Source organism: Enterococcus sp. AZ167 (assembly GCF_051714025.1).
Classification (GTDB): Bacteria; Bacillota; Bacilli; order Lactobacillales; family Enterococcaceae; genus Enterococcus_D; species Enterococcus_D casseliflavus.
In genome coordinates this window covers 603943-625895 of sequence record NZ_JBIORB010000001.1, presented here as the reverse complement: position 1 = coordinate 625895, position 21953 = coordinate 603943, and the positions used below count along the sequence as shown (strand labels likewise).

At 42.7% G+C, this 21953-nt stretch carries 23 protein-coding genes; 4 read left to right on the top strand and 19 right to left on the bottom strand.

The features are described 5' to 3' along the window. From IGJ05_RS02915 to IGJ05_RS02870, 10 genes are all read right to left on the bottom strand, one after another. Entirely contained in the window at positions 1 to 804 is an 804-nt protein-coding gene (locus IGJ05_RS02915) for a WxL domain-containing protein (RefSeq protein WP_010748399.1), read from the bottom strand. 14 nt (positions 805 to 818) lie between these two features. Then, positions 819 to 1193 (bottom strand): LPXTG cell wall anchor domain-containing protein, encoded by a 375-nt coding sequence (locus tag IGJ05_RS02910; RefSeq protein ID WP_010748400.1) that lies wholly within the window; start codon positions 1191 to 1193, stop codon positions 819 to 821. 597 nt (positions 1194 to 1790) lie between these two features. Beyond that, a complete protein-coding gene (gene nth, locus IGJ05_RS02905; RefSeq protein ID WP_005226155.1) occupies positions 1791 to 2447 on the bottom strand; it encodes an endonuclease III in 657 nt (218 codons plus the stop codon). Positions 2448 to 2471: 24 nt separating this feature from the next. Further along, entirely contained in the window at positions 2472 to 3173 is a 702-nt protein-coding gene (locus IGJ05_RS02900; RefSeq protein WP_010748401.1) for a DnaD domain protein, read from the bottom strand. A 111-nt stretch (positions 3174 to 3284) separates the two neighbouring features. After that, positions 3285 to 3671, bottom strand: a complete 387-nt coding sequence (locus tag IGJ05_RS02895) for a RidA family protein (RefSeq protein WP_015509753.1) — start codon at positions 3669 to 3671, stop codon at positions 3285 to 3287. Further along, positions 3668 to 4108: a Fur family transcriptional regulator gene (locus IGJ05_RS02890; protein ID WP_005226158.1), complete on the bottom strand. Its 441-nt coding sequence runs from the start codon at positions 4106 to 4108 to the stop codon at positions 3668 to 3670. The genes IGJ05_RS02895 and IGJ05_RS02890 overlap by 4 nt, the downstream gene beginning before the upstream one ends. 169 nt (positions 4109 to 4277) lie before the next feature. After that, a complete protein-coding gene (gene cysK, locus IGJ05_RS02885; RefSeq protein WP_005226159.1) occupies positions 4278 to 5207 on the bottom strand; it encodes a cysteine synthase A in 930 nt (309 codons plus the stop codon). A gap of 198 nt (positions 5208 to 5405) precedes the next feature. After that, the gene (locus tag IGJ05_RS02880) at positions 5406 to 6284 is read right to left on the bottom strand and encodes a glucosaminidase domain-containing protein (protein WP_016609285.1); all 879 of its coding nucleotides are present in this window, start codon (positions 6282 to 6284) and stop codon (positions 5406 to 5408) included. A 375-nt stretch (positions 6285 to 6659) separates the two neighbouring features. Next, positions 6660 to 8657 carry a transketolase gene (gene tkt, locus IGJ05_RS02875; RefSeq protein WP_016609281.1) on the bottom strand — a complete coding sequence of 666 codons (1998 nt, stop codon included), beginning with the start codon at positions 8655 to 8657 and terminating at the stop codon, positions 6660 to 6662. 100 nt (positions 8658 to 8757) lie between these two features. Beyond that, positions 8758 to 8997 carry a DUF896 family protein gene (locus tag IGJ05_RS02870; protein ID WP_005226164.1) on the bottom strand — a complete coding sequence of 80 codons (240 nt, stop codon included), beginning with the start codon at positions 8995 to 8997 and terminating at the stop codon, positions 8758 to 8760. Between the two features lie 136 nt (positions 8998 to 9133). Here IGJ05_RS02870 and lexA point away from each other — a divergent pair, with 136 nt between their 5' ends. Together lexA and IGJ05_RS02860 are read left to right on the top strand one after the other, a co-directional pair. Then, entirely contained in the window at positions 9134 to 9754 is a 621-nt protein-coding gene (gene lexA, locus IGJ05_RS02865) for a transcriptional repressor LexA (protein WP_005226165.1), read from the top strand. Positions 9755 to 9883: 129 nt separating this feature from the next. Further along, positions 9884 to 10096 carry a hypothetical protein gene (locus IGJ05_RS02860; protein ID WP_005236082.1) on the top strand — a complete coding sequence of 71 codons (213 nt, stop codon included), beginning with the start codon at positions 9884 to 9886 and terminating at the stop codon, positions 10094 to 10096. A gap of 76 nt (positions 10097 to 10172) precedes the next feature. On the opposite strand, the gene IGJ05_RS02855 is transcribed toward IGJ05_RS02860, so the two are convergent. The 7 genes from IGJ05_RS02855 to obgE form a co-directional block, all read right to left on the bottom strand. Then, positions 10173 to 10685, bottom strand: coding sequence for an adenine phosphoribosyltransferase (locus IGJ05_RS02855; protein ID WP_005226167.1), 513 nt, complete (start codon positions 10683 to 10685; stop codon positions 10173 to 10175). A gap of 11 nt (positions 10686 to 10696) precedes the next feature. Then, a complete protein-coding gene (recJ, locus tag IGJ05_RS02850; protein WP_324638062.1) occupies positions 10697 to 12997 on the bottom strand; it encodes a single-stranded-DNA-specific exonuclease RecJ in 2301 nt (766 codons plus the stop codon). 146 nt (positions 12998 to 13143) lie between these two features. Further along, positions 13144 to 13581 (bottom strand): lipopolysaccharide assembly protein LapA domain-containing protein, encoded by a 438-nt coding sequence (locus IGJ05_RS02845; RefSeq protein WP_005226169.1) that lies wholly within the window; start codon positions 13579 to 13581, stop codon positions 13144 to 13146. Positions 13582 to 13593: 12 nt separating this feature from the next. Continuing rightward, the gene (locus IGJ05_RS02840) at positions 13594 to 14382 is read right to left on the bottom strand and encodes an SDR family NAD(P)-dependent oxidoreductase (protein ID WP_010748407.1); all 789 of its coding nucleotides are present in this window, start codon (positions 14380 to 14382) and stop codon (positions 13594 to 13596) included. Continuing rightward, on the bottom strand, positions 14366 to 15322 hold the full coding sequence (gene rnz, locus IGJ05_RS02835; RefSeq protein WP_034857404.1) for a ribonuclease Z: 957 nt from the start codon (positions 15320 to 15322) through the stop codon (positions 14366 to 14368). Before rnz ends, IGJ05_RS02840 begins: the two co-directional genes overlap by 17 nt. Before the next feature lie 72 nt (positions 15323 to 15394). After that, on the bottom strand, positions 15395 to 15970 hold the full coding sequence (locus tag IGJ05_RS02830; RefSeq protein WP_010748409.1) for a DUF456 domain-containing protein: 576 nt from the start codon (positions 15968 to 15970) through the stop codon (positions 15395 to 15397). Between the two features lie 180 nt (positions 15971 to 16150). Next, positions 16151 to 17464 (bottom strand): GTPase ObgE, encoded by a 1314-nt coding sequence (obgE, locus tag IGJ05_RS02825; RefSeq protein ID WP_010748410.1) that lies wholly within the window; start codon positions 17462 to 17464, stop codon positions 16151 to 16153. A 248-nt stretch (positions 17465 to 17712) separates the two neighbouring features. Between obgE and gap the strand changes: the two genes are divergently transcribed. Further along, the gene (gap, locus tag IGJ05_RS02820; RefSeq protein ID WP_005226174.1) at positions 17713 to 18723 is read left to right on the top strand and encodes a type I glyceraldehyde-3-phosphate dehydrogenase; all 1011 of its coding nucleotides are present in this window, start codon (positions 17713 to 17715) and stop codon (positions 18721 to 18723) included. Between the two features lie 50 nt (positions 18724 to 18773). On the opposite strand, the gene IGJ05_RS02815 is transcribed toward gap, so the two are convergent. Together IGJ05_RS02815 and IGJ05_RS02810 are read right to left on the bottom strand one after the other, a co-directional pair. Next, a complete protein-coding gene (locus IGJ05_RS02815) occupies positions 18774 to 19724 on the bottom strand; it encodes an alpha/beta hydrolase (RefSeq protein ID WP_010748411.1) in 951 nt (316 codons plus the stop codon). A 178-nt stretch (positions 19725 to 19902) separates the two neighbouring features. Next, a complete protein-coding gene (locus IGJ05_RS02810; protein WP_060791964.1) occupies positions 19903 to 20994 on the bottom strand; it encodes a DUF871 domain-containing protein in 1092 nt (363 codons plus the stop codon). Positions 20995 to 21176: 182 nt separating this feature from the next. Here IGJ05_RS02810 and IGJ05_RS02805 point away from each other — a divergent pair, with 182 nt between their 5' ends. Continuing rightward, positions 21177 to 21926 (top strand): peptidylprolyl isomerase, encoded by a 750-nt coding sequence (locus tag IGJ05_RS02805; protein WP_010748413.1) that lies wholly within the window; start codon positions 21177 to 21179, stop codon positions 21924 to 21926. Positions 21927 to 21953 lie beyond the last annotated feature (27 nt).

Genomic DNA, 21953 nt, shown 5'->3' with positions numbered 1-21953 from the left:
TTATTGAACCGTTTCTCCGTCCGGTCCAGCTGTTGCAGCCAATGTCCAAGTAAGGGTTGCTTCATAAAGAGCAGCGTCTTTCGCTGTTGATCCAGGAACAAGTAACTCGATTCCAGCATTTTCAACAACCTCTGCGCCTGCTTCCACTTGTCGATTGATTTCTTCCTGATCGCCCCAAACGACTGACGATACACCAGCACCTTTTGTTTGAGCAGCGGTCAGAACCGAACGCTCACTATTTGTAGCATCTAAAATCAATCCATCCGCATGAATTTGTGGTTCATTTTCTTGGTTGCTTCCGTTATATTCCAATTTTGGCGAATTAAAACGAATTCTTGCTCCAGTCAGTTCATTATTTTGTGTTCCTGATTCAAAAGCACTTAAGGAAACTTTTAAATCCCACCCAGCATTTGTCCCACGCGTATCTTGGACTTGGGCAAAAGAAACATAAGGAACTCTTTCTTCACTATCTTCCGCATCTTTTAGCTTGTGTAATTCAGCCACTAGCTTATATTCTTGATCGGTATTAGAAATCACTTGCTCACCGAAATTAAGCGTAGGTGCGTAAGCAATCGTCAATGGTCCCGTTTGTCCTTCCGGGCCGACTGGATCGATCTCTACATCTGGACCATTAGGACCAGGATTTGGTGGTTGAACCACTGTCGCTTCGCTATCGTTTGGTACAAAGAGAACTTTCCCTTCTGTATCATGGTTTGTTACACTTTCAGTAGCCAAGGCTTGCGCGCTAATAGTAAATAAAGTTGCAGCTAAAACAGCTGCCGATGCAAATTTTACGAATTTCAAATTCATCCCTGCTTTCAAATTATTTGTCTTTTCTTTTTAACCATCATAAATTTTGATCGATGTTTGGTATATTGCACATACAATACAACCAGTACGAGCAGTAATCCAAGTAAGATTACGCCGTAAGTTCTTGTCTCGTTGGTCTTTGGTAAAATACCACCTGGTTTTGCTACCTCGTTTGGTGGCGAGATATTCTCTGTAGGGCCTGCTGGCGGTGCTGGTTCGGGTTGCCCAATAGGCTCATAAACACCGGTAAAAAGCACAGAGCTTTCTGTTTCAACCGACTGCACTTCCTGAGCATTCACCGCTGCCGTAGAAATAGTTATCCCATAAAAAAGAGTGCAAAACAGAACCATACGAACTAATTTCCATACCTTTTCTCCTTTCATTCTCCCTCCTCCTCTATACTTGCCACATCTTATAAGTGATCTTTTCAAAACTGCGTTTGTCTAAGACCCGTTAACAAAAAATGATTTTGAGATCGTTACAGAATCATTTGAACTGTGCAACGCTTTTTCTGTCATTCGTAAAATAGCAGAGAAAGACTTATAACCTTTGACAAAGTTCACTATACTGATGATTTTCACAGATTTGAAATACTATTTTTCACCAATAGGTGAATTTTCTTATAAATTTTACGTTTTATTGACTAAATATAAGCAGTTTTATAAAAAGAAAGGATGAAAATTGTGCGAAAAAAACCCATCATACTAAGCTTACAAATAGTTTCAAAAAAAAGGCGTATCGGAAGGTTCATTTCGCATCGAGCATCACCCCTCACACGATCTCTTTGTGAAAAAACACCTGATTTTGAGTGGTGTAATCAAAAAAATTCGGTAAGCTTCTGTTTTTCCAGTTGCTTGAAAGGGCTTTAATAAAGGGTATTACGTTAATTACCTGTTTTTTTTATCAATTTGTGCAAAAAAAAACGCTAAGCGATTTCGCTTAGCGTCTTGATCCTAGTTACTTTTGGTTTATGTTCACCATTAAATGGTTTTCTTCCCCTTCATCCGAAGTTTTCCTTCTTGGCACATTGTCAACAATGGACAAACCTCACACTTAGGTGCCCGTGCTGTGCAATGATAACGACCAAAGAAAATTAACGTGTGATGCGTTTTGACCCACAACGTATCTGGAATCTTTTTCATCAATGTTTGTTCGACTTCTAATACGTTGGCATCTAGTTTACAGATGCGCAGCCTTTTTGATACCCGTTCGACATGCGTATCGACAGCGATTGCTGGAATGCCAAATGCATCGCCAAGAACGACGTTCGCTGTTTTTCTGCCGACACCTGGCAAAGAAATTAAGTCTTCTCTGGTTTGAGGCACTTCGCCTCCAAAACGCAGCAACAATTCAGAGGCACAAGCTTTGATATTTTTCGCTTTGTTTCGATAGAGGCCAATCGATTTGATTTTTTCAATAATGTCTTCTAACGGCGCCTCGCTGAGAGCCTGCGGCGTTGGATATGCTTCAAAAAGTGCCGGTGTCACTTTATTAACTGACACGTCTGTTGCCTGTGCGCTTAGAATGACAGCAATCAGCAATTCAAAGGCATTTTTTGACACTAGTTCTCCATGTGCTTCAGGAAACATCTCATACATTATTTCTATCGCAGTCATTGTTTTTTCTTTACTGATCATTGGACGAATTAAACTCCTTGTATCTTACTCTCCTTCTAACCAATTATGCATAGGGATTTTGGGCATTGGGCCATCTTCTTGTGGCGTGGTTTCATTTTGAAGAAACTGTTTTTTTCTTCTTTTTTGCTCTTCTTCTACTTGCGCTTTTGAGGTAATATTCTTGCGTTCCCACGAAAGCAAAATACGATCGATATAGTTTAAACTATACGCTTGATTCAAGACCGCTTCTCGCAAAGCAAACTGGACCAGCTCGGGATCATAGTGGTCCTCATCCAACCACTGCCCGATCCGTTGGTATTCGATCGCCGATAAGGGGCGACCAAATTCTCCTTCAAATAAGCGATACAACTCGCGTATCTTCTCTTCATTTGTTTCAGCGACTTCTTTTTTGGATTGCTGCTGCAAAAGAAACTCGAGCCGTTCATAAATGCCAGTGAAATCATAATAATCAACCATTTTTCCTGCGTCGTCTTTTTTAGAACCCATTCGCAGCACATCTTTTTTCAGCAATTGATTCAACCAATGATAGATCTCTTTTTGGTCGCTGCCCATCACCGAGGCGATCTCACGTAAATCTGGAAAATCATTGCCTTGCTCATGGCTGCGATACAGTTGCAGCCATAACAAAAATTCATCATTCGTCAAACCAAGATGATGGTAATTCTCTAAAAGCAAATTTGAAATCGTCGTTTGCCCTTTTGCCAAATATTCCTTTAACGAAACCATACTACATCCTCTTCTCCTTGGCTCACTTGAAACATTAAGATTCTTCCTATCAGGATCGAATCAATAAAAAGGGGACGACGCAAATGCGGACGTCCCACGATTCTTTGTTGGTTACGCTTTTTCTTTGACTGCTGCGATGATCTCAACTTCAACCAAAACATCTTTTGGTAAGCGAGCAACTTCGACAGCAGAACGTGCAGGTAACGCTTCATTGAACAATGTGCTATACGTATTATTGAAAGGAACGAAATCATTCATATTTTTTAAAAAACATGTCGTCTTAACGATGTCATCTGGCGTAAGTTCCGCCGCTTCAAGAATCGCGTTGATATTTTTCAATACTTGCTGAGTCTGTACTTCAATCGTCGTACCGACAACTTCCCCCGAAACAGGATCTAATGGCACTTGACCAGAAGCAAACAAAAAGCCGTTTGCGATTTTTGCTTGAACATAAGGACCGATTGCTTGTGGTGCTTGATCTGTAGAAATTATCTTCATTTTGTTTCCTCCTCTTTCACTTGGCATTCAGGACATAGACCATAAACTTCTAGTCGATGGTTATTTATTTGATACCCAGTTAATTTCGAAGCCGCCATTTCGACATCTTCCAATCCTGGATAGTAAAAATCAGCGATCTTTCCACACTTTTGGCAGATAGCATGATAATGAGGCTCCGTTGTAAAATCAAAACGACTGGAGGCATCTCCATAATTCATTTCTTTTACAAAGCCAATTTCTGTGAACAAACGTAAGTTATTGTATACCGTTGCGACACTTATACCAGGAAAATGAACTTCGATCGCCCGATAAATCTCTTCAGCGGTCGGATGGGCATCATGACTGGCTAAAAATTCTAATATCGCTACTCGCTGCGGTGTAATACGAATATTTTCATGTTTTAATCGTTTGATCGCTTCATCGTAGATCGTACTCACAGGAGTTCCTCCATTTCTCTTATCTTACCTATCATACTATGTAAAACCTAAAAATTCAAACAGCTTTCCTTGTTTTTTTCAAAGGAATAGCGCATTTTCCCAGCCCGTCTTCCCTCAGTTTTTCGAGAAAGAAAAGCAGACAAACGAATGCCTGCTTTCTCCCTCTTTGCTAGTCTTCAAACTGATACAGTGCCGTAGACAAATAGCGTTCACCATTATCTGGTACGATCGCTAAGACTTTTTTGCCTTTTCCTAAGTCCTTAGCAACCTCTAATGCCGCTTTGATCGCTGCACCAGAAGAAATCCCTACTAAGATTCCTTCTTTCATCCCAACTTGACGCGCAGTTTCCATGGCATCTTCACTAGCGATGGCAATCACCTGATCATAAATCTCAGTGTCTAGTACTTTAGGAACAAATCCCGTGCCGATCCCTTGGATCTTATGGGGACCAGGTTTGCCACCTCCTAAAATAGCTGATTCTGCAGGCTCAACGCCCACGATCTTCAAATTAGGATAGACGCGTTTCAACTCCTTCCCCGCACCAGTGATCGTGCCACCTGTGCCGATCCCAGCAACAAAAGCGTCTAACCCTTTAGATTCAAACGCATCCTCAATTTCTTTCCCTGTCGTTTTTTCATGGACTTCTGGATTGGCTGGGTTTTCAAATTGTAATGGCATATAATAGCCGTCTTGTTCTGCTAATTCTTTTGCTTTATTGATAGAACCAGTGATTCCTTCAGACCCAGGGGTCAAAATCAACTCTGCGCCATAAGCTTGAACAATTTTACGTCTTTCAATACTCATGGTTTCTGGCATAACCAGCACGACACGATAGCCTTTTGCCGTACCGATCATGGCTAAGCCGATCCCAGTATTCCCAGAAGTTGGTTCGATGATGGTATCACCAGCTTTTAACAAGCCATTTTTTTCTGCTTTTTCAATCATGGCTAAAGCAATTCTGTCCTTGACACTTCCCCCAGGATTGAAGAACTCTAATTTCAGATACACATCCGCAGAACCTTCTTCTACGATGTGATTTAATTTGACGATTGGCGTATGCCCAACTAACTCATTGACCGATTGATAGATTTTTGTCATTGAAAATCCCTCCCGTTCTTATTCTTCCATTCTACCTAAAATAACCCCGAGTTGCGAATAAAAAGTAAGCAATTTCAATTTTTTTCTTATTTTTTTATATTTGTTTGTATTCACTTTCTTGATTTTGTTTTTCCATTACAAAAAAACCTTAAGAATGATGCCATTTAGAGCAATCATTCTTAAGGCGGTATCAGATAATTAAACGATTAATTCTTGGCCAACAACAATGACCTCACTAGATAACCCATTTGTTGCCATTAGAGCGTCGACCGTTGTGCCAAATTTATTGGCGATATCCCAAAGTGTATCGCCTGAAGCAACGTGATAGCTCTGCGCTGTAGATCCGCTGTTTACCTGAGTCGTCGTTGTAGTTTGCGTAGTACTCGTGCTAGTCGTGCTCGTTGTACTTGTCCATGCGGTACTTTGCGTTGTCCCAGTATCAAAGCGTGTGAGCTGATACGTTTCAATTAACCAGTTCAGTTTTTGTGCATACCCTGGATCGGTAGCATAGCGCCCCGTCAAGTAATTCGTTGCATCATAAAATGAGGTTGTTTGGCTTTTCCAAACACCACTGTAATGAGCAGTTCCTGTCGCGAAACTCGTGCTGCGCAAGACATTCGCATGATCCTGAAACGATTCCCAGTAAGAGTTATATTGACGAAACGGTTCATTCATCTCTACCCACTGACCATTCAAATACTCTTGTGTAGGCATATAGACACTTTGTCCGTTGTAACTGCCTTTGACCCCAAACAAATTGTAATAGGGTGCATTGGATAACGCGGAAGAACCATAGCCGCTTTCCAAAATCGCTTGAGCAATCATCACAGAAGCATAGAGATCATTGTTGGCAGCAACATCTTGTGCTGACCAGCCAATTTGCTCGATAAAACCTGAAATGTCCTGCGTCGCATATTGATTCTCAGCAGCTTGTACCTGTTGAGGAACGAAAGTGACCGTCATTGGCGCTAACATCATTCCTGCCCCCATCAAAGAGACCACCGCCTTTTTAGTAGGTCTTTTTATCGTCTTCTTTGGTTGATGATGTCTTTCACTTCTTGTTTGATAACTTCCCATTTTTTTCCTCCAGTAACTGTACGTTTTTTCAAATAAATCAATACAGCTATTATACGGAAAAACATCTAACAGTGCAAACAATGATCACTTCGCAAACAACAAAAGACTTTTAAAAAAACTGTATGGGTATCCCGCTTGGTTTGCTAACTACTGATAAGTTTTTTTAAAAACTGTTAGATTGCTATTTTATCGATTCCCTCTTACTATTCACAAGTGCTTGTGCCTTGCGGTACAACCATTTTTGGGAAATCTTAGCCACTATTACTTTAAATAAGTCACTCTAACACGTTTAAAGTGGCAAGAATCCAGACAAAAAACACGCTCGAAAATCGAAAAGATTCTCGAACGTGCTATTTTTGATTGATTGTCGATCAATTAATCGATTGATTTGAAAGTATTCACGACATTCTCAACACTGAAGCCGAATTCCGCTAAGACTTTGTCACCAGGTGCCGATGCACCGAAATGATCGATCGCGATCACTTTTCCATGGCAACCGGTGTAACGTTCCCAACCAAATGGGGAAGCCGCTTCGATCGCTACCCGTTTCTTCACTGCTTTTGGCAAGACGCTTTCTTTGTATTCTGAGCTTTGTGCTTCAAACAAATCAAAGCTTGGTAAGGAGACCACCGATACATCGATGCCTTCTTCTGCCAATTTAGCTTGTGCTTGAACCGCAAGATTCACTTCAGAACCTGTGGCGATCAAAATCCCCGCTGGTGTTTCACCAGCTTGTTTTGAAATCACGTAGCCACCTTTTGCGACATTTTCATCCGCACCGGTTTGCGTGCCTTCGATCACTGGTAGATTTTGTCGGCTTAAGACTAAGACCGTTGGTTTATCCGTTGTTGTCATAGCCAATTTCCAGGCAGCACGGGTTTCATTGCCGTCTGCTGGACGAATCACTTGGACATTTGGCATGCAACGGACGCTAGCTAATTGCTCGATTGGCTCATGCGTCGGTCCATCTTCTCCCACCGCCACGGAGTCATGCGTCAAGACATAGATTACAGGTGCATGCTGGATTGCAGACAAACGCACCGCTGGACGCAAGTAATCAACGAAGACGAAGAAGGTTCCGCCATAGATTCGCGTACCGCCATGCAATTGGATTCCGTTCATCGCTGCCGCCATCGCAAATTCTCGGACGCCAAACCAAATGTTGCGGCCTTCGTATTGGCCAGGTTCAAAGTCTTTTTCTGCTGCCACCATCGTATTGTTGGATCCAGAAAGGTCAGCCGATCCACCCCAGAGACTAGGGACGGCTTGGGATAAGGCTTGGATCATCTCTTTGCTGGATACTCGACTAGCTTGTGAGCTGCCAACTTCGTAGCTTGGTAATGCTGCATCCCAATCTGCTGGCAATTCACCCGCAAAGGCTTGTTTGAATTGCGCAGCAAGTTCTGGGTAGGCTGCTTCATAGGCACGGAAGGTTTCGTTCCAAGCTGCTTCAGCTTTTTGCCCTTCATCGATCATGGTTTCTTTGAAGCGCGCGGCAACTTCTTCAGGTACTGTAAATTCTGGGTATTCCCAACCATAAATCGCTTTGGCTGCAGAAATGCCTTCGGCACCGATCGGCGCACCATGAACGGCAGAGGTGCCTTGATTTGGCGCACCGTATCCGATCACAGTCTTGATTTCGATCAAAGTTGGTTTGTCGCTTTCAGCTTTTGCTTCGTCGATCGCTTTCGAGATCGCTTCTAAATCATTGCCGTCTTCAACGAGAATGTGTTGCCAGCCATACGCTTCAAAACGCGCACCGACATTTTCTGTAAAGGCTTTTGAAGTTGGGCCATCTAGGGAGATGTCATTTGAATCGTACAAGACGATCAGTTTGTCTAATTTCATGTGACCAGCCATGGATGCAGCTTCTTGCGAAACACCTTCCATCAAGTCGCCATCGCCACATAAAGCGTAGGTATAGTGATCAATTACTTGATACTTGTCGCGATTGTAGGTTGCAGCCAAGTGGGCTTCGGCCATCGCCATACCGACTGCCATGGCGATCCCTTGTCCTAAAGGTCCAGTGGTTGCTTCCACGCCGTCTGTGTGATCGACTTCTGGATGTCCTGGCGTGCGGCTATCCCATTGACGGAAGTTTTTTAGATCCTCAATGGTCACATCGTAACCAGACACGTGCAACAAGCTGTACAATAACGCCGAACCGTGCCCAGCAGACAAAACAAAGCGGTCACGATCCACCCAGTTGCGAGAAGTCGTTGGATTGACTTTCAAGTGTTTCGTCCACAAGGCATAGGCCATGGGTGCTGCCCCCATCGGTAATCCTGGATGTCCTGAATTGGCTTTTTGTACGGCTTCGATACTTAATGTACGAAGGGTGTTCACTCCTAATTGATCGATTTTATCAAACAATGGTAGTTCCTCCTAATTTAGGTTTTTTTTACCTTTATTACATCTTTCATTATACGTGATTCAGAAGCTTATTTCAATAGCAATGAAAAGGAATTCACAATTATCTGCCGTGGAGACCTTTTTTCTTTTGAATCTCTTTTAACTTCTCTGGTGTTACATCAGCACCTTCAGGGTCAACGATTTTCATTCCTTCGATATGGTGTCGCATCCCTCCACGAAAGGCGGTTAAATACTCTTCACGCAGAACTTTTTGTTCGTGGGTCTCAGCCTCAGTCAATCCTTCTGTTTTTTTCTTGTTGGCAAGTTCATTGATTCGAGCTAATTTTTCTTGAGATAGCATAGTTGTTCCTCCTTTTCCCTCTTGATTTTACTACAAACTAGCGAGCAAAAACAATAGCACAAAAAGCGAACATTTGTTTGAATAATCGATATAGCTATGGTACACTAAGGTTATCAAATGAAAGAAGGTGTCAGTTTTGGCAAAACGAACAGAAAATCGACAAATCGAAATTCTTAAGTTCATTCATACACGTGTCACTGAAAAAGGCTATCCGCCGACTGTTCGCGAAATTGGCGAAGCCGTTCAGTTATCTTCTACCTCAACTGTTCATGGCCATTTGTCCCGACTTGAAAAAAAAGGGCTGATCTTACGAGATCCTACAAAACCCAGAGCCATTGAATTAACTGCTTCCGGTCTTGAAAAAATCGATGTTCAACCAGCATCCATTCCGATGCTTGGTGTCGTAACTGCTGGAGAACCGATTTTAGCCGTGGAAGATGCATCCGATTTCTTTCCGATTCCGCCAGATTTAGCGAATAGCACAGGAAGTTTATTCATGTTGACGATCCGAGGAGAAAGTATGATCAATGCTGGCATTCTCGACGGTGATCAAGTAATCGTTCGTAAACAACAAAGTGCTCAAAATGGCGATATCGTGATTGCTATGACAGATGAAGACGAAGCTACGTGCAAACGATTCTATAAAGAAAAGAATTACATTCGTTTACAACCAGAAAATGATTATTTAGAACCAATCATTTTGCCTGACGTAACGATTTTAGGATTGGTTGTTGGATTGTATCGCCATCTGCTTTGATGCTCAACGAGCTGACTAGGAAATCTTCGTTTTTACGAAGATTTTTTTTCTTTCCTCTTTACAAAGCGAACAAACATTCGTATAATAAGTATACAAACATAAGTTCGTATTATTTAAGGAGTGAATGAGATGAAAGCAGTTCGTCGATTTGGTTTTATGTTGTGGGTATTATTGATGGGAATTGTTATTGGCTATTTTGGCGTTTTAAGTGCTGTTCTGATTTTTTGCCCTCTAATGATGCTTTGGTTCATGCTTTGGGATGAAAAGAAATTCCGCCAAGCAGAGCGCAAACGTAACCGCCATTATTATCACGATCATGATTTTTATCGTTATGAACCATGATCCTTCCCCTACATACGCCCATAAGGCAGCAGAAACAAAAAAGGACTCCAGCGAGTCCTTTTTTGTTTCTGCTTTTTTAGTATTCCATTAACGTCTTGATTTCGACACCTTGGATCTTGTCTCTTCCATGTAGATCCATCAGTTCGATCAAGAAGGCACAGCCAACAACGATGCCACCTAGTTTTTCTACGAGTTCGATCGTTGCTTTGATCGTTCCGCCAGTTGCTAGTAGATCATCACAGATCAAGACACGTTGACCTGGTTTGATGGCATCGGCGTGCAGCGTCAAGACATCCACACCGTACTCTTTTTCATATTCTGCTTCAATCGTTTCCCGTGGCAATTTGCCTTTTTTACGCACTGGGGCAAAGCCGACACCTAATTGATAGGCAACTGGACAACCAACGATAAAGCCGCGGGCTTCAGGTCCTACCACCATATCGATGCCTTTTTCTTGTGCATACTCAACGATTTGTTGTGTCGCATACCGATACGCTTCTCCATCTGCCATCAATGGCGAGATGTCCCGAAAAATAATTCCCTCTTGGGGATAATCAGGAATACTAGCAATATACTCTTTTAAATCCATTTTCTTTCCTCCTAGACTGTCAACCACTGACGAAGGGTTGATAAATCACTCATTAATAAAAATTCTTCTGTTTTGATCAGTTTTTGTCGTTGCTGATACAAATGACTCTCCGTCAATGGACGGGAAACAGGATCAGCAGTTTTATTCAAAACACCATCTTGTATTGTAACAAATTCCAGCTCAGAAAACACCTGAATCATGAAAATAAGTAATTTTTGTGGAATTTTTAGATAGTCAGCGACCATCTTTAGTTTGTAACGAATGTCCAAACGAGGCTGCTGTTTGATCAGTTGAAAGAGACGACTGTATTGCTCTCTTGTCCCTACCCCATCTAAATAAGCATCTTCTGTCGAGTAGAAAACAAAAGCAACTCTTGACGCCTGGAGCGCTTGAACGATCTCTTTGATCAATGCAGGGTCAGCAGGACAATCTAAAAATGCAATCTCTTGGAACTGACCAGCACGAAAAGTATCTTCCAAGGCTGTAACTGAGTCAAATATGGTGGTTTGCCCACAAAAGCCTTGCAATTCCCGAGGAAGTTTCTGCTTGAAAAGAACGCCTAGTGTTTGACTGCCCAGAGAGACACCTTGACGGCTTCTTTTCGAACGATAATCAAATAGCTGAATCCCTTCCACTGCAAAATCATCCAACATGAGCTGCGGTTTTTTGTTGCCATTCCATTCATTGATGGAAAGCTGACCAACGATCGATAAGCGGTCGTTTTCAAACGCTACTAAATCTTTTCCAAAACCAAACCCAATGACATCCAGCTGCGTGTTAGACTCATCGCTCATCACTAACTTCAAATGCTGATTTTCTGAACCAATCTGGCGAGCATTTTGAGTCATCAGATTAGAAAATAAAAATTTCGGTAAGGGGTTGTCCGTTCCAAAAGGCGCTAAGACTTTTAATGATTCAATAAAACTGATCGAAACTTCTGTTAACGGTAGCTCCTCATCGATCGCTAATGGGATGCCCTGACTGAGGTCAATGGCATTTTCTTCAACGTAACGATTCATTTGGGCTTGCAGCATATCTAAATGATCGATGGGGATACTTAATCCAACTGCTGCATGATGGCCGCCAAAGCTAGTAAACATGTCTTTCATCGTCGACAGCATTTCAAACAGATTCAACGCAGCAATGCTTCTTCCCGACCCTTTGGCTAAGCCATTTTCTTTTTTGGTCAAAACGATCACTGGTTGTCGTGTACTTTGCATGATTCGCCCTGCCACGATCCCTAAAACGCCTTCGTGCCAATGATCTCCCACCACCAAATGAACATGGTTCGCAGGATCGATTTTTTCTTGTGCTTCTTTCATGATTTCTTCAACAAAGGTTTTTCGCTGCTGATTGATTGTATCTAAGGTTTTGGCTAAGCTGACTGCCTCTTCTTCATCGAAGGTAGTCAACAAGCGAACAGCCGGATTGGGGTCCTCCAAACGACCGATCGCATTTAACCGTGGTCCAACGGCGAAGCCAATGTCTGTTTCGTTGACTGTTTGTTTTTTTAAACCGCTGACTGACAGCAACTCATTCAGTCCGATGCGATCCGATTGCTGAATCATTTTCAACCCGTTGCTGACTAATAGCCGATTCTCATCGGTTAAAGAAACCATATCAGCGATCGTCCCAATCGCAACAAGATCAAGCAATTCCACTGGCACTTCTTCTAACAAAGCGCAAGCCACTTTAAATGCGACGCCGACTCCAGCCAAATCACCAAAAGGATAGTTTCCTTGAGGGTGACGGGGATGGACAATAGCAAACGCCTCCGGTAGTTCTGCAGGTAGTTCATGGTGATCTGTGACGATCACGTCAACTCCTTGTCCTTGAGCATAAGCAATCGCCTCATGACCAGACACCCCATTGTCGACGGTGATGATCAATTGCGTCCCTGCTGCAATTTTATCTTGATAGACAGTTAGATTGGGCCCATATCCATCTGTAAAACGATTAGGCAAATAATACTCAGCTTCCGCCCCTAGCAATTCCAACGTTTCCTTTAACACGGTAGTGCTCGTAATCCCATCCGCATCGTAATCACCATAAATCAAGATTCGTTCGCCATTTAAAATCGCTTCATGGATTCGTTCCACGGCTTTAGCCATATCATGAAATAAAAACGGATCATGAAGATATTGCAGGTCCGTTGATAAAAAAGCATCGAGCGCCTCTGCTGTTCGAATATTTCGCTGCCATAGCAAAGCGCCGATCCGCTCAGGGATCTTTCTTTCTTGGATCAGCTCTTTAAATACTGGGGTCGTTTCGCTTTCTTGCGGACGCACCCAATGAAAATTTGCACGTTTCACCAAATCACTCCTAACTAGGATATTATAGCAAAGTTTATGCAAAAAAGAAAAACAACGAGAGAAACAGCACTCGTTTTACAACACAAAAAAAGAGCTTGCAGCAAATCTTGCACTAGCAAACTCTTTTTTTGTGAAATGTCGCTCTTTTAGGCTTGCGATTCAAAAGACTTCATTTCCTCATCGATCGTTGGCGGCGTGGATGCGCCCGCAGCACGTGAGGAAAGCTGGGCTTCTTGATCATCGAGCTGCTGCTGTCTTGCCGCTAACTCCGCCTGCTTGTTCGTGTATTCCCGTTCCAAAGCTTCTCGTTGTTCTTGGAGAACCTTCTCGTTATTCGAACGATAATCTGAGAGCTCTTTTCTCAATTGCTTTAGTTCTTTTTTTTGGCGGAACATTGCGCTTGTGGAAACCAGCAGCAAAATCAATGCGCCTAACAAAGCAGAACCAATAATGACTAAGATCAGTGGCGATTGAATCGTTGTGAAGCCAAAGTTGATCGGGACAGTCATATTGTTTGCAACGGCAAATAAAACGATCACTAAAATCAGTAAAATACCAACGATAACACGCCATTGATTTTTCATGGGCTTCAACTCCTATTTTTTGTTGAACATCGTTCCCGCCATATAATCGCCGATTGAAGGAAACAGGGTATATAGTTTCGCAGCAGCGCCTAAAATATGTGGGCGATTGATTTCTCGTTTTGGATGGATCATCGCTTTGACGATCGTTTGCGCTAATTTGTTCGGTTCGAGCACTAGGCTGCCCACCGACGATAAGTAACTACCGCTTGGGTCTGCTTGGTCAAAGAATGCCGTTTCGATCGGTCCAAGATTGACCGTTGTTACGTTGATCCCTAATGGTTTTAGTTCTAAACGTAATGCGTTAGAAAAACCGAGCACAGCAAATTTTGTTGCAGAGTAGACGGCCGTTTTTGGCGTAGCGATCTTACCTGCGATCGAAGCAACATTTATGATATGACCATGCTTTTGTTCAGCCATTTGGATCGCTACTTGCTGGGTCAAAACCATCATGCCAAGCACATTGACTTCGAACATATTGCGGATGACCGCCGGGTCCATCTCTGTAAATTCTTGAAAGATCCCGTAGCCAGCATTATTGACGAAGACATCGATCTTACCAACTTTTTCATTGATTTTTTCTAGTAAGCGCTCCACACTTTCAGGATTTGCTACATCCAATTGAAACGCATACGCTTCTTTGCCGCTTAATTCCATACATTGTTCTTTGACTTTTCCAATCAGATTCGTTCTTCGGGCACAAGTCACGACGATCGCACCACGTTTTGCGGCTTCATAACAGATTTGTTCGCCAAGTCCAGCAGAGCCACCTGTTACAACGACAACTTTATTCTCTAAATTCATCTGTTTCTTCCTCTCCGGCAAAAGGGATCTCGACAATATCAAAATCTTTGACGATCAACGTATTCGGAAATACTTCTTTTGCTTCATTTACTAAATTTGTAATATCTTTGCCAACGTAACGCGCACTGATATGGGTCAACAGCAAACGCTTAGCTTGAGCTTCTTGTGCCACTTCGGCAGCTTGCCGCGTCGTCGAGTGAAAATAAGCGCGAGCCAACTTGGCTTCTTCTTTGTTAAAGGTACTTTCATGCACCAATACATCCGCATCTTCTGCTAGCAGTACGGCGTTTTGACATTTACGCGTATCACCTAATATCGCCACGATCCGACCTTTTTTCGCTTGGCCCAAGAAATCAGCCCCATTGATTTGACGTCCATCGTCAAGGGTAACTACTTCACCTTTTTTCAAACGACCGAAGAGCGGCCCAGGTTTCAACCCAAGTTCCAGTAAAGCCTGCACTTGCAATTCCCCTTGATGGCTTGCTTCAACAATCCGATAACCAAAACTGTCAATGCCATGATCAAGACGCAGACACGATACTTCAAATTGCTGATCTTTAAAAAGAATCCCTTCTTCTTCAATCTCGAAAAAATGTAAGGGGTAGCTGACTTTGGTCTGAGAAATCCGCAAAACGGTTTGAACGTATGCTTTGATCCCCTTGGGTCCATAAATCTCTAGAGGCGTGTCGCCTCCTTGAAAGGAGCGGCTGCTGATCAATCCTGGCAACCCATAGATATGGTCACCATGAAGATGAGTGATAAAGATTTTTTCAATCTTTCGTGGACGAATCGTAGAATGCAAAATCTGCATTTGCGTCCCTTCGCCACAATCAAAAAGCCAAACGGCATTCCGTTCATCTAAAAGTCGTAACGCAATGCTGGTCACGTTTCGATGTTTCGCAGGCACACCCGCGCCTGTTCCTAAAAATTCTAATTCCATAAGCTTCTTTCCTTTCATCTCTTTCCAATTTTAGCGGAAAAGAAATCAAGTTGCAATTGAAGCTTGTGGATTTTATTTCTCAGATTGGCGATCTTCTGCGTCGTTATGAGAGTTTTTCCAGTCTTCTTGAACGCGTGCTTTGGTGGATTCTTCGACTTTCTTAGCCGTTTCAATCTCTGCTTCCACTTCATCGTAGTCAAAGCGCGTGATGTCACCGCCTAATTCATTCATGATCAATTGATTCAAAGGACGATTGTCTTCTTCATCTGCGATCAATAATAACCCCGTATCACCAACACCAATTTGGTTTCCGACATGTTCAAAAAGCATTTGCGCATTTTGGATCTCTTTTGCATCACGAGTAGCACCGATCATACTGCCACCAAACCAGCCCAGCATGATTCCTAAAGGTCCGCCTAGCACACCAACGAGCATCCCAATCAATCCACCAGTTGATGTCTTATTGTTCCCAGTAAAATCGAGAAAGTCCTCGACTTTAAATTGATGCACGCCTTCATTGGTGTGGGTAAGAACTGCCATTTGTTCCCCTTTGATCTTCCGTTCCATATGCATCCGTTTCACTTCCGAAAAGGCTTGGTACGCTTTGGCACTGGCATCAAAATTCATTACAATGACACGTTTTGACATAAAAATCGCTCCCTTTGGTTTATTTGTTCTCTTCTTTATTTTAACAATAAATCATTTAAATGAAAAAAGAAACCAAAAAGACTACCAATCATTGATTTCTTAGTGAAAATCAATGATCAGTAGTCAAATACACTGCAGCTAAAAAGGTATTTTTTAGGCAAATGATGTTCTTTTAAACGATTATTCGACAAACTCGAACTCGAAGTTGCCGATCCGAACGATATCGCCGTCTTTGGCACCGCGCGTCCGTAACGCTTCATCGACACCTAAACCACGCAGCTGACGAGCAAAACGCATCACGGTCTCATCATGATCAAAATTCGTCATCTGGAATAGTTTCTCGATTTTTTCACCGCTCAAGATCCAAGTTGCATCAGGATCGCGATCAATTGAGAACTCTGGTTCATCCGATTGGAAGCCATAATGAACTACATCTTCTTCCATTTCTTCATCGTATAAAAGAAACTCAGGGGTGACTTCCAATAGATCCGCTGTCGCATTCAACAAGGCATCGATTCCCTTACGAGTGACACCAGAGATTGGGAAAATCAATGGTTCATCCGCGAACTCATCCGTTTTTTCTTTTGCCAGCTGCTCTTTGAAAAAGGCTAGGTTTTCTTCAGCATCCGGCATATCCATCTTATTGGCAACGATGATTTGTGGTCGCTCTAGTAAGCGCAAGTTATGGGTCGACAATTCATTGTTGATGGACAAATAGTCCTCGTATGGATCGCGTCCTTCCATGCCACTCATATCGATCACATGTAAAATGACGCGGGTCCGTTCGATATGGCGTAAAAACTGAGTCCCTAAACCAACCCCTTGTGAGGCTCCTTCGATCAGACCAGGCAGATCAGCGACCGCAAAACTACGGCCATCAGTAGTTGTTACCATACCTAAATTTGGTACCAGCGTGGTAAAATGATATGCACCAATTTTTGGTCGAGCAGAGGAAATCACAGAGAGTAATGTAGACTTCCCAACTGAAGGGAAACCAACTAGACCAACATCTGCTAAAACTTTTAATTCGAGCTCGATTTTTCTTTCTTGACCAGGTTCTCCATTCTCAGCTAATTCTGGGGCTGGGTTTTTCGGAGAGGCAAACCGAATGTTGCCACGGCCGCCACGGCCACCTTTAGCAATCACTAATGTTTGGCCTTGCTCAATCAAATCACCTAATAAGGCACCTGTTTCAGCGTCACGAACGGTCGTTCCCTGTGGTACTTTGATGTAGGTATCATCTGAGCCACGACCGTGCATTCCTTTACTCATGCCGTTTTCCCCGGGTTGCGCTTTAAAATGACGATTAAAACGGAAATCCATTAATGTACGCAGACCCTCGTCTACGACTAAAATGACATCACCACCACGTCCACCGTCACCACCTGCGGGTCCGCCGTCTGGGACATATTTCTCTCGGCGAAAAGCAACCATTCCGTCGCCGCCTTTTCCTGCTTTGACATCGATTGTCACTTGATCTAAAAACATGGACATTATTTGTCCTCCATTCTTTTTTTACTACCTTCTATACTTTTTGATTATCAGTTATCTCACCTTAAGTGGTTACTATTTCTCTAATAAGAAAGTCTATTTTATTGTAACGACCGAAACGTCTTTTGTCTATCTTTTCTCATGGGTTTCCGTAAGAAATCGCGAATTCTTAAGGGTTATTCTTTGACAGTCACTTGAAATCGTAGCAAACTTTTAAGTGTACCAGACACAATCAAAGGAGGAGACAAGAAATGACAGTAAAAGTTGGAATCAATGGTTTTGGACGAATTGGACGTTTGGCTTTTCGTAGGATCAAAGAAGTTTCTGCCGATATTGAAGTTGTGGCAATCAATGATTTAACGAGTCCAGTCATGTTAGCACACTTATTGCAATTTGACTCGACCCACGGCACGTACCCTGGAACTGTTACTGCAACGGATAATGCTATCGTTGTCGATGGCAAAGAGACCCGTGTGTACGCTGAACCAGACGCAAGCAAAATCCCTTGGGCAAAAGAAAATGGCGTCGATATCGTTTTAGAATGCACGGGTTTTTACACTTCCGCAGAAAAAGCACAAGCCCATCTTGATGCGGGTGTCAAACGAGTCGTTATCTCCGCACCAGCTGGTAATATGAAAACGATCGTTTACAATGTCAACTCCGACACGTTAACACCAGAGGATACTATCATATCCGCAGGTTCTTGTACGACCAACTGCTTAGCTCCGATGGCCTACTTCTTAAATGAGGAATTCGGGATCGAAGTTGGTACGATGACGACGGTACATGCCTATACTTCTACACAAATGCTATTGGATGGTCCGGTAAAAGGCGGAAACTTAAGAGCCGCTCGGTCCGCTGCAGATAACACGATCCCTCACTCGACGGGTGCTGCTAAAGCGATCGGTCTAGTTATCCCAGAATTAAATGGCAAATTACAAGGACACGCCCAACGGGTTCCTGTCGTCGATGGTTCTTTAACAGAATTAGTCTCAATTTTGAAAACCAAAGTAACCGCCGATGAAGTCAATGAAGCGATCAGAAAACACACCGTCGATAATCCGTCATTCGGTTACGATGACCGTGAGATCGTCTCTGGAGATGTGATTGGTACCACTCAAGGTTCTATCTTTGATCCGACACAAACAGAAGTAACCACGGCTGGCGATTTCCAACTGGTGAAAACCGTCGCTTGGTATGATAATGAATATGGCTTTACTTGCCAAATGATTCGTTTGCTAGAAGAATTTGCTCGTTTATAAGCCAAGGGTCAAGCAAAAAGTGCCGGTTCTTTTTTTGAACCGGCACTTTTTTATTCACTTGCTGGGTGATCGTATTTGTCCAAAAAAGCTGCAATTTTTTCTTTATAAAGGTCTGGATCTGTTTTGTAGCTTTTCGCATGCTCGGCACCTGAAACAACCCACTTTTCTTTTGGTGCATCGGTCGCGTTATACAAAATTTCCAGCATCGAATAAGGAACAAACGTATCCGCATCGCCATGGATAAAAAAGATTGGACGCGTATTCTTTTGCAGTTGTTTGACTGCATCTGCTTCACCAAAGAAATACCCCGCTCGGATTTTTGTGACAAGGCTAGTGACATTCATCAATGGAAAGGCAGGTAGACCAAACAATTGATCGAGTTGATAACCCAATTCTTCATTGACGTTGGTATACCCACAATCTTCAATGATAGAAGTGACATTTTTCGGCAAGTCTTCCCCACTGGTCATCATTACCGTGGCAGCCCCCATACTGATGCCATACAAAGTGATCGTTTCTTCAGGACCATTTTTTGCGAGTACTTCATCGATCCATTGCAGATAATCCTTACGTTCGTGCCACCCAAAACCAATATAATCTCCTTCGCTTTGACCATGCCCTCGAGCGTCTGGAACCAAGACATTATAGCCTAAATCATGATACATCTTAGCATAGTCCGCCATCGTTTCTGCATTCCCCATGTAGCCATGCGCGATGATCGCCGTTTTTCCTCGATTCTTCTCCTCCGCCGGTAGATAAATGGCGGATAATTTTAAATCATCTTCAGATGTCAGCTGCCACATCTCACGATTTGCGGGATCTGTAAACCAATTTTGCGATTCATTTCCTGTCTGATTTTCATCCGTACCAGGGGTATCTCCTTCCAAAAAATCTTTTTCTGAAGGAACCACCGCATAATCGTAAAAATAGTTTCCTGCATACCCTAATCCTGCAATTGCTAATACAGCCACTCCGATGGCAATCTTCCAGCGCAATTTCACACTTGTCACGTCCTCTTGTTATATAGTTTACATAATATTATTATGGTTTCATCGTTCTTCATGGAAAGAACCCACTACATAAATTACCGTTTTTTGCTCGTGTTTGTCAATTGCAAGCGCCCAAAAAGAAAACCATTGCCAACACGCTTTGTTGGCAATGGTTGATTTTTCGTGATAATTAGTTATTTTCGACCAATTTAAAACTTGACCAAGGTTTCAAAAATTCTAATAAGAATAGTTCCTCATCAGCGATCTTACCAACTACATTGACACGACCGTCATTTTTCATTGCTTTCAAGGCGATTTGCGTCTCACCTTTGTATTGTCCATAGCCAGCATTATCGATCAAGACATCCCCTCTTACCATATCACGGGTATCATGAGGTGGAAATTCCTTGTCTTTATAATAGATCCGCGTCATCGTTGAACGCAAGATGTACTCTGAGCGATCTCCTCGATAGCTGTGCAGATTATCGAAGAGACAAATTCGTTCATCTTCAGTGATTCCGTCAACGACATCGACTCTTAATGTCGGATAATCAGCATGAAACGCTTCAGCCATTGCTGCCAATTCTGCTTCTGAAGCATAGGCATTGCCAATAGAGATATCATCGATCAAACCAGTCAACACTAAATGTTTGACTTGTGTAGCTAGTGGCAGATCACGATGGTCTTCCAAAGAGCATAAACCATCTTGTGTTGGCCATGGACCGAAATCAGCTTCGTGAGAATTCACGAAAGCCATCGTGTTTAAATTGTATTTGCGGAATTTTTCCGAACAAAAAACAAAATGGTCATAGCCTAACCCTGAATAGCGATGAGGATAGAAGTTATGCGAACCGAGTAAATTTTCAGTATTAGGTGAATAACTCATGATGTTATCCACGTAGCTCGTGCCGCTGCTCATATTGATTTCGATTTTGATCCCGTAAGGATTACGGGTCATTTTGGCTTCTTCTGAACCAGTGAAACCAATATCTAACCGAACACCGTAAGCCCCCATCTCATCAAAGAAGGATAAATCATCATAAGAAATACCTAACTGTTCGAATAAACCAGGATTGATATCTACCATGACTTCCATTCCTAACTGATTGGCATAATCCACGACTTGCTTAAAGTCTGCCAAGACTTTTTCTTTGTCATCGTTGATTTGCAGCAAACTGGTAAATACCCGTTTAAAGCCGTATTTGTGTGCCAAGTCTAGATACGCTTTGTCCTTTTCAAACGTTGAGCGCTCTGGATAAATCGATATCCCTAATTTTCCCATCAAAAAAACCTCCTGTAAATTCTATCCGTTTATTATAATGAATCCTCTTTCATTATAGCAAACATCTAAAAAGTGGTCTACACCTTTCCGTCTGTTTCTTTCTCATTCCACAAAATCTGCGCTTTCTTCTATGTCTCTTTTTTGTTATGATTATCATTAAGAAAACTGGAAGGAATGAAAGAATGAAAAAAATCCTATTCACACTGACAGCAGCTGCTAGCCTTTTATTATTAGCTGCTTGTACAGGTTCAAGTACCACCGATCCCTCATCAAGCAATTCGGCAGAAAGCACGTCAACCTCAGAATCTGTTGACTTGAATGCCCTGGAATTGCCGCAATTATCAACGGATGTGCAAGAGAATGAAGCTTTAGTTGAAATGGTAACGGAAGAAGGCTCGATCAAAATCAAACTTTTCCCAGAGATCGCGCCCAAAGCAGTCGAAAACTTTTTGACCCATGCCAAAGATGGGTATTATGACGGCTTGACTTTCCATCGTGTCGTAGAAGAGTTTATGATCCAAGGGGGCGACCCTAATGGTGATGGCACTGGCGGAGAAAGCATTTGGGGCGAAGGATTCGGCGAAGAATACTCCAACCAGCTTTATCACTTGCGAGGCGCATTAGCAATGGCAAAATCAAGTGCGCCAAACAGCCAAGGCAGTCAATTCTACATCGTTCAAAATGATCAGGATGTATCTGACGGTCTAGCGATCCAACACTATCCTGAAAAAATCATCGAAGCCTACAAAAATGGTGGAACACCACGATTGGACGGTAGCTATACCGTATTTGGTCAAGTGATCGAAGGCATGGATGTCGTAGATAAAATTGCGCAAGCAGAAACCCAAGACTCTGGCAATGGTGAGAATTCTCAACCGGTTGAGCCAGTGAAGATCGAAACGATCAAGGTCTTGCAAGAAGCCAAAGAATAAATAAAAAACCGCTGAAGTCTCCGTTAA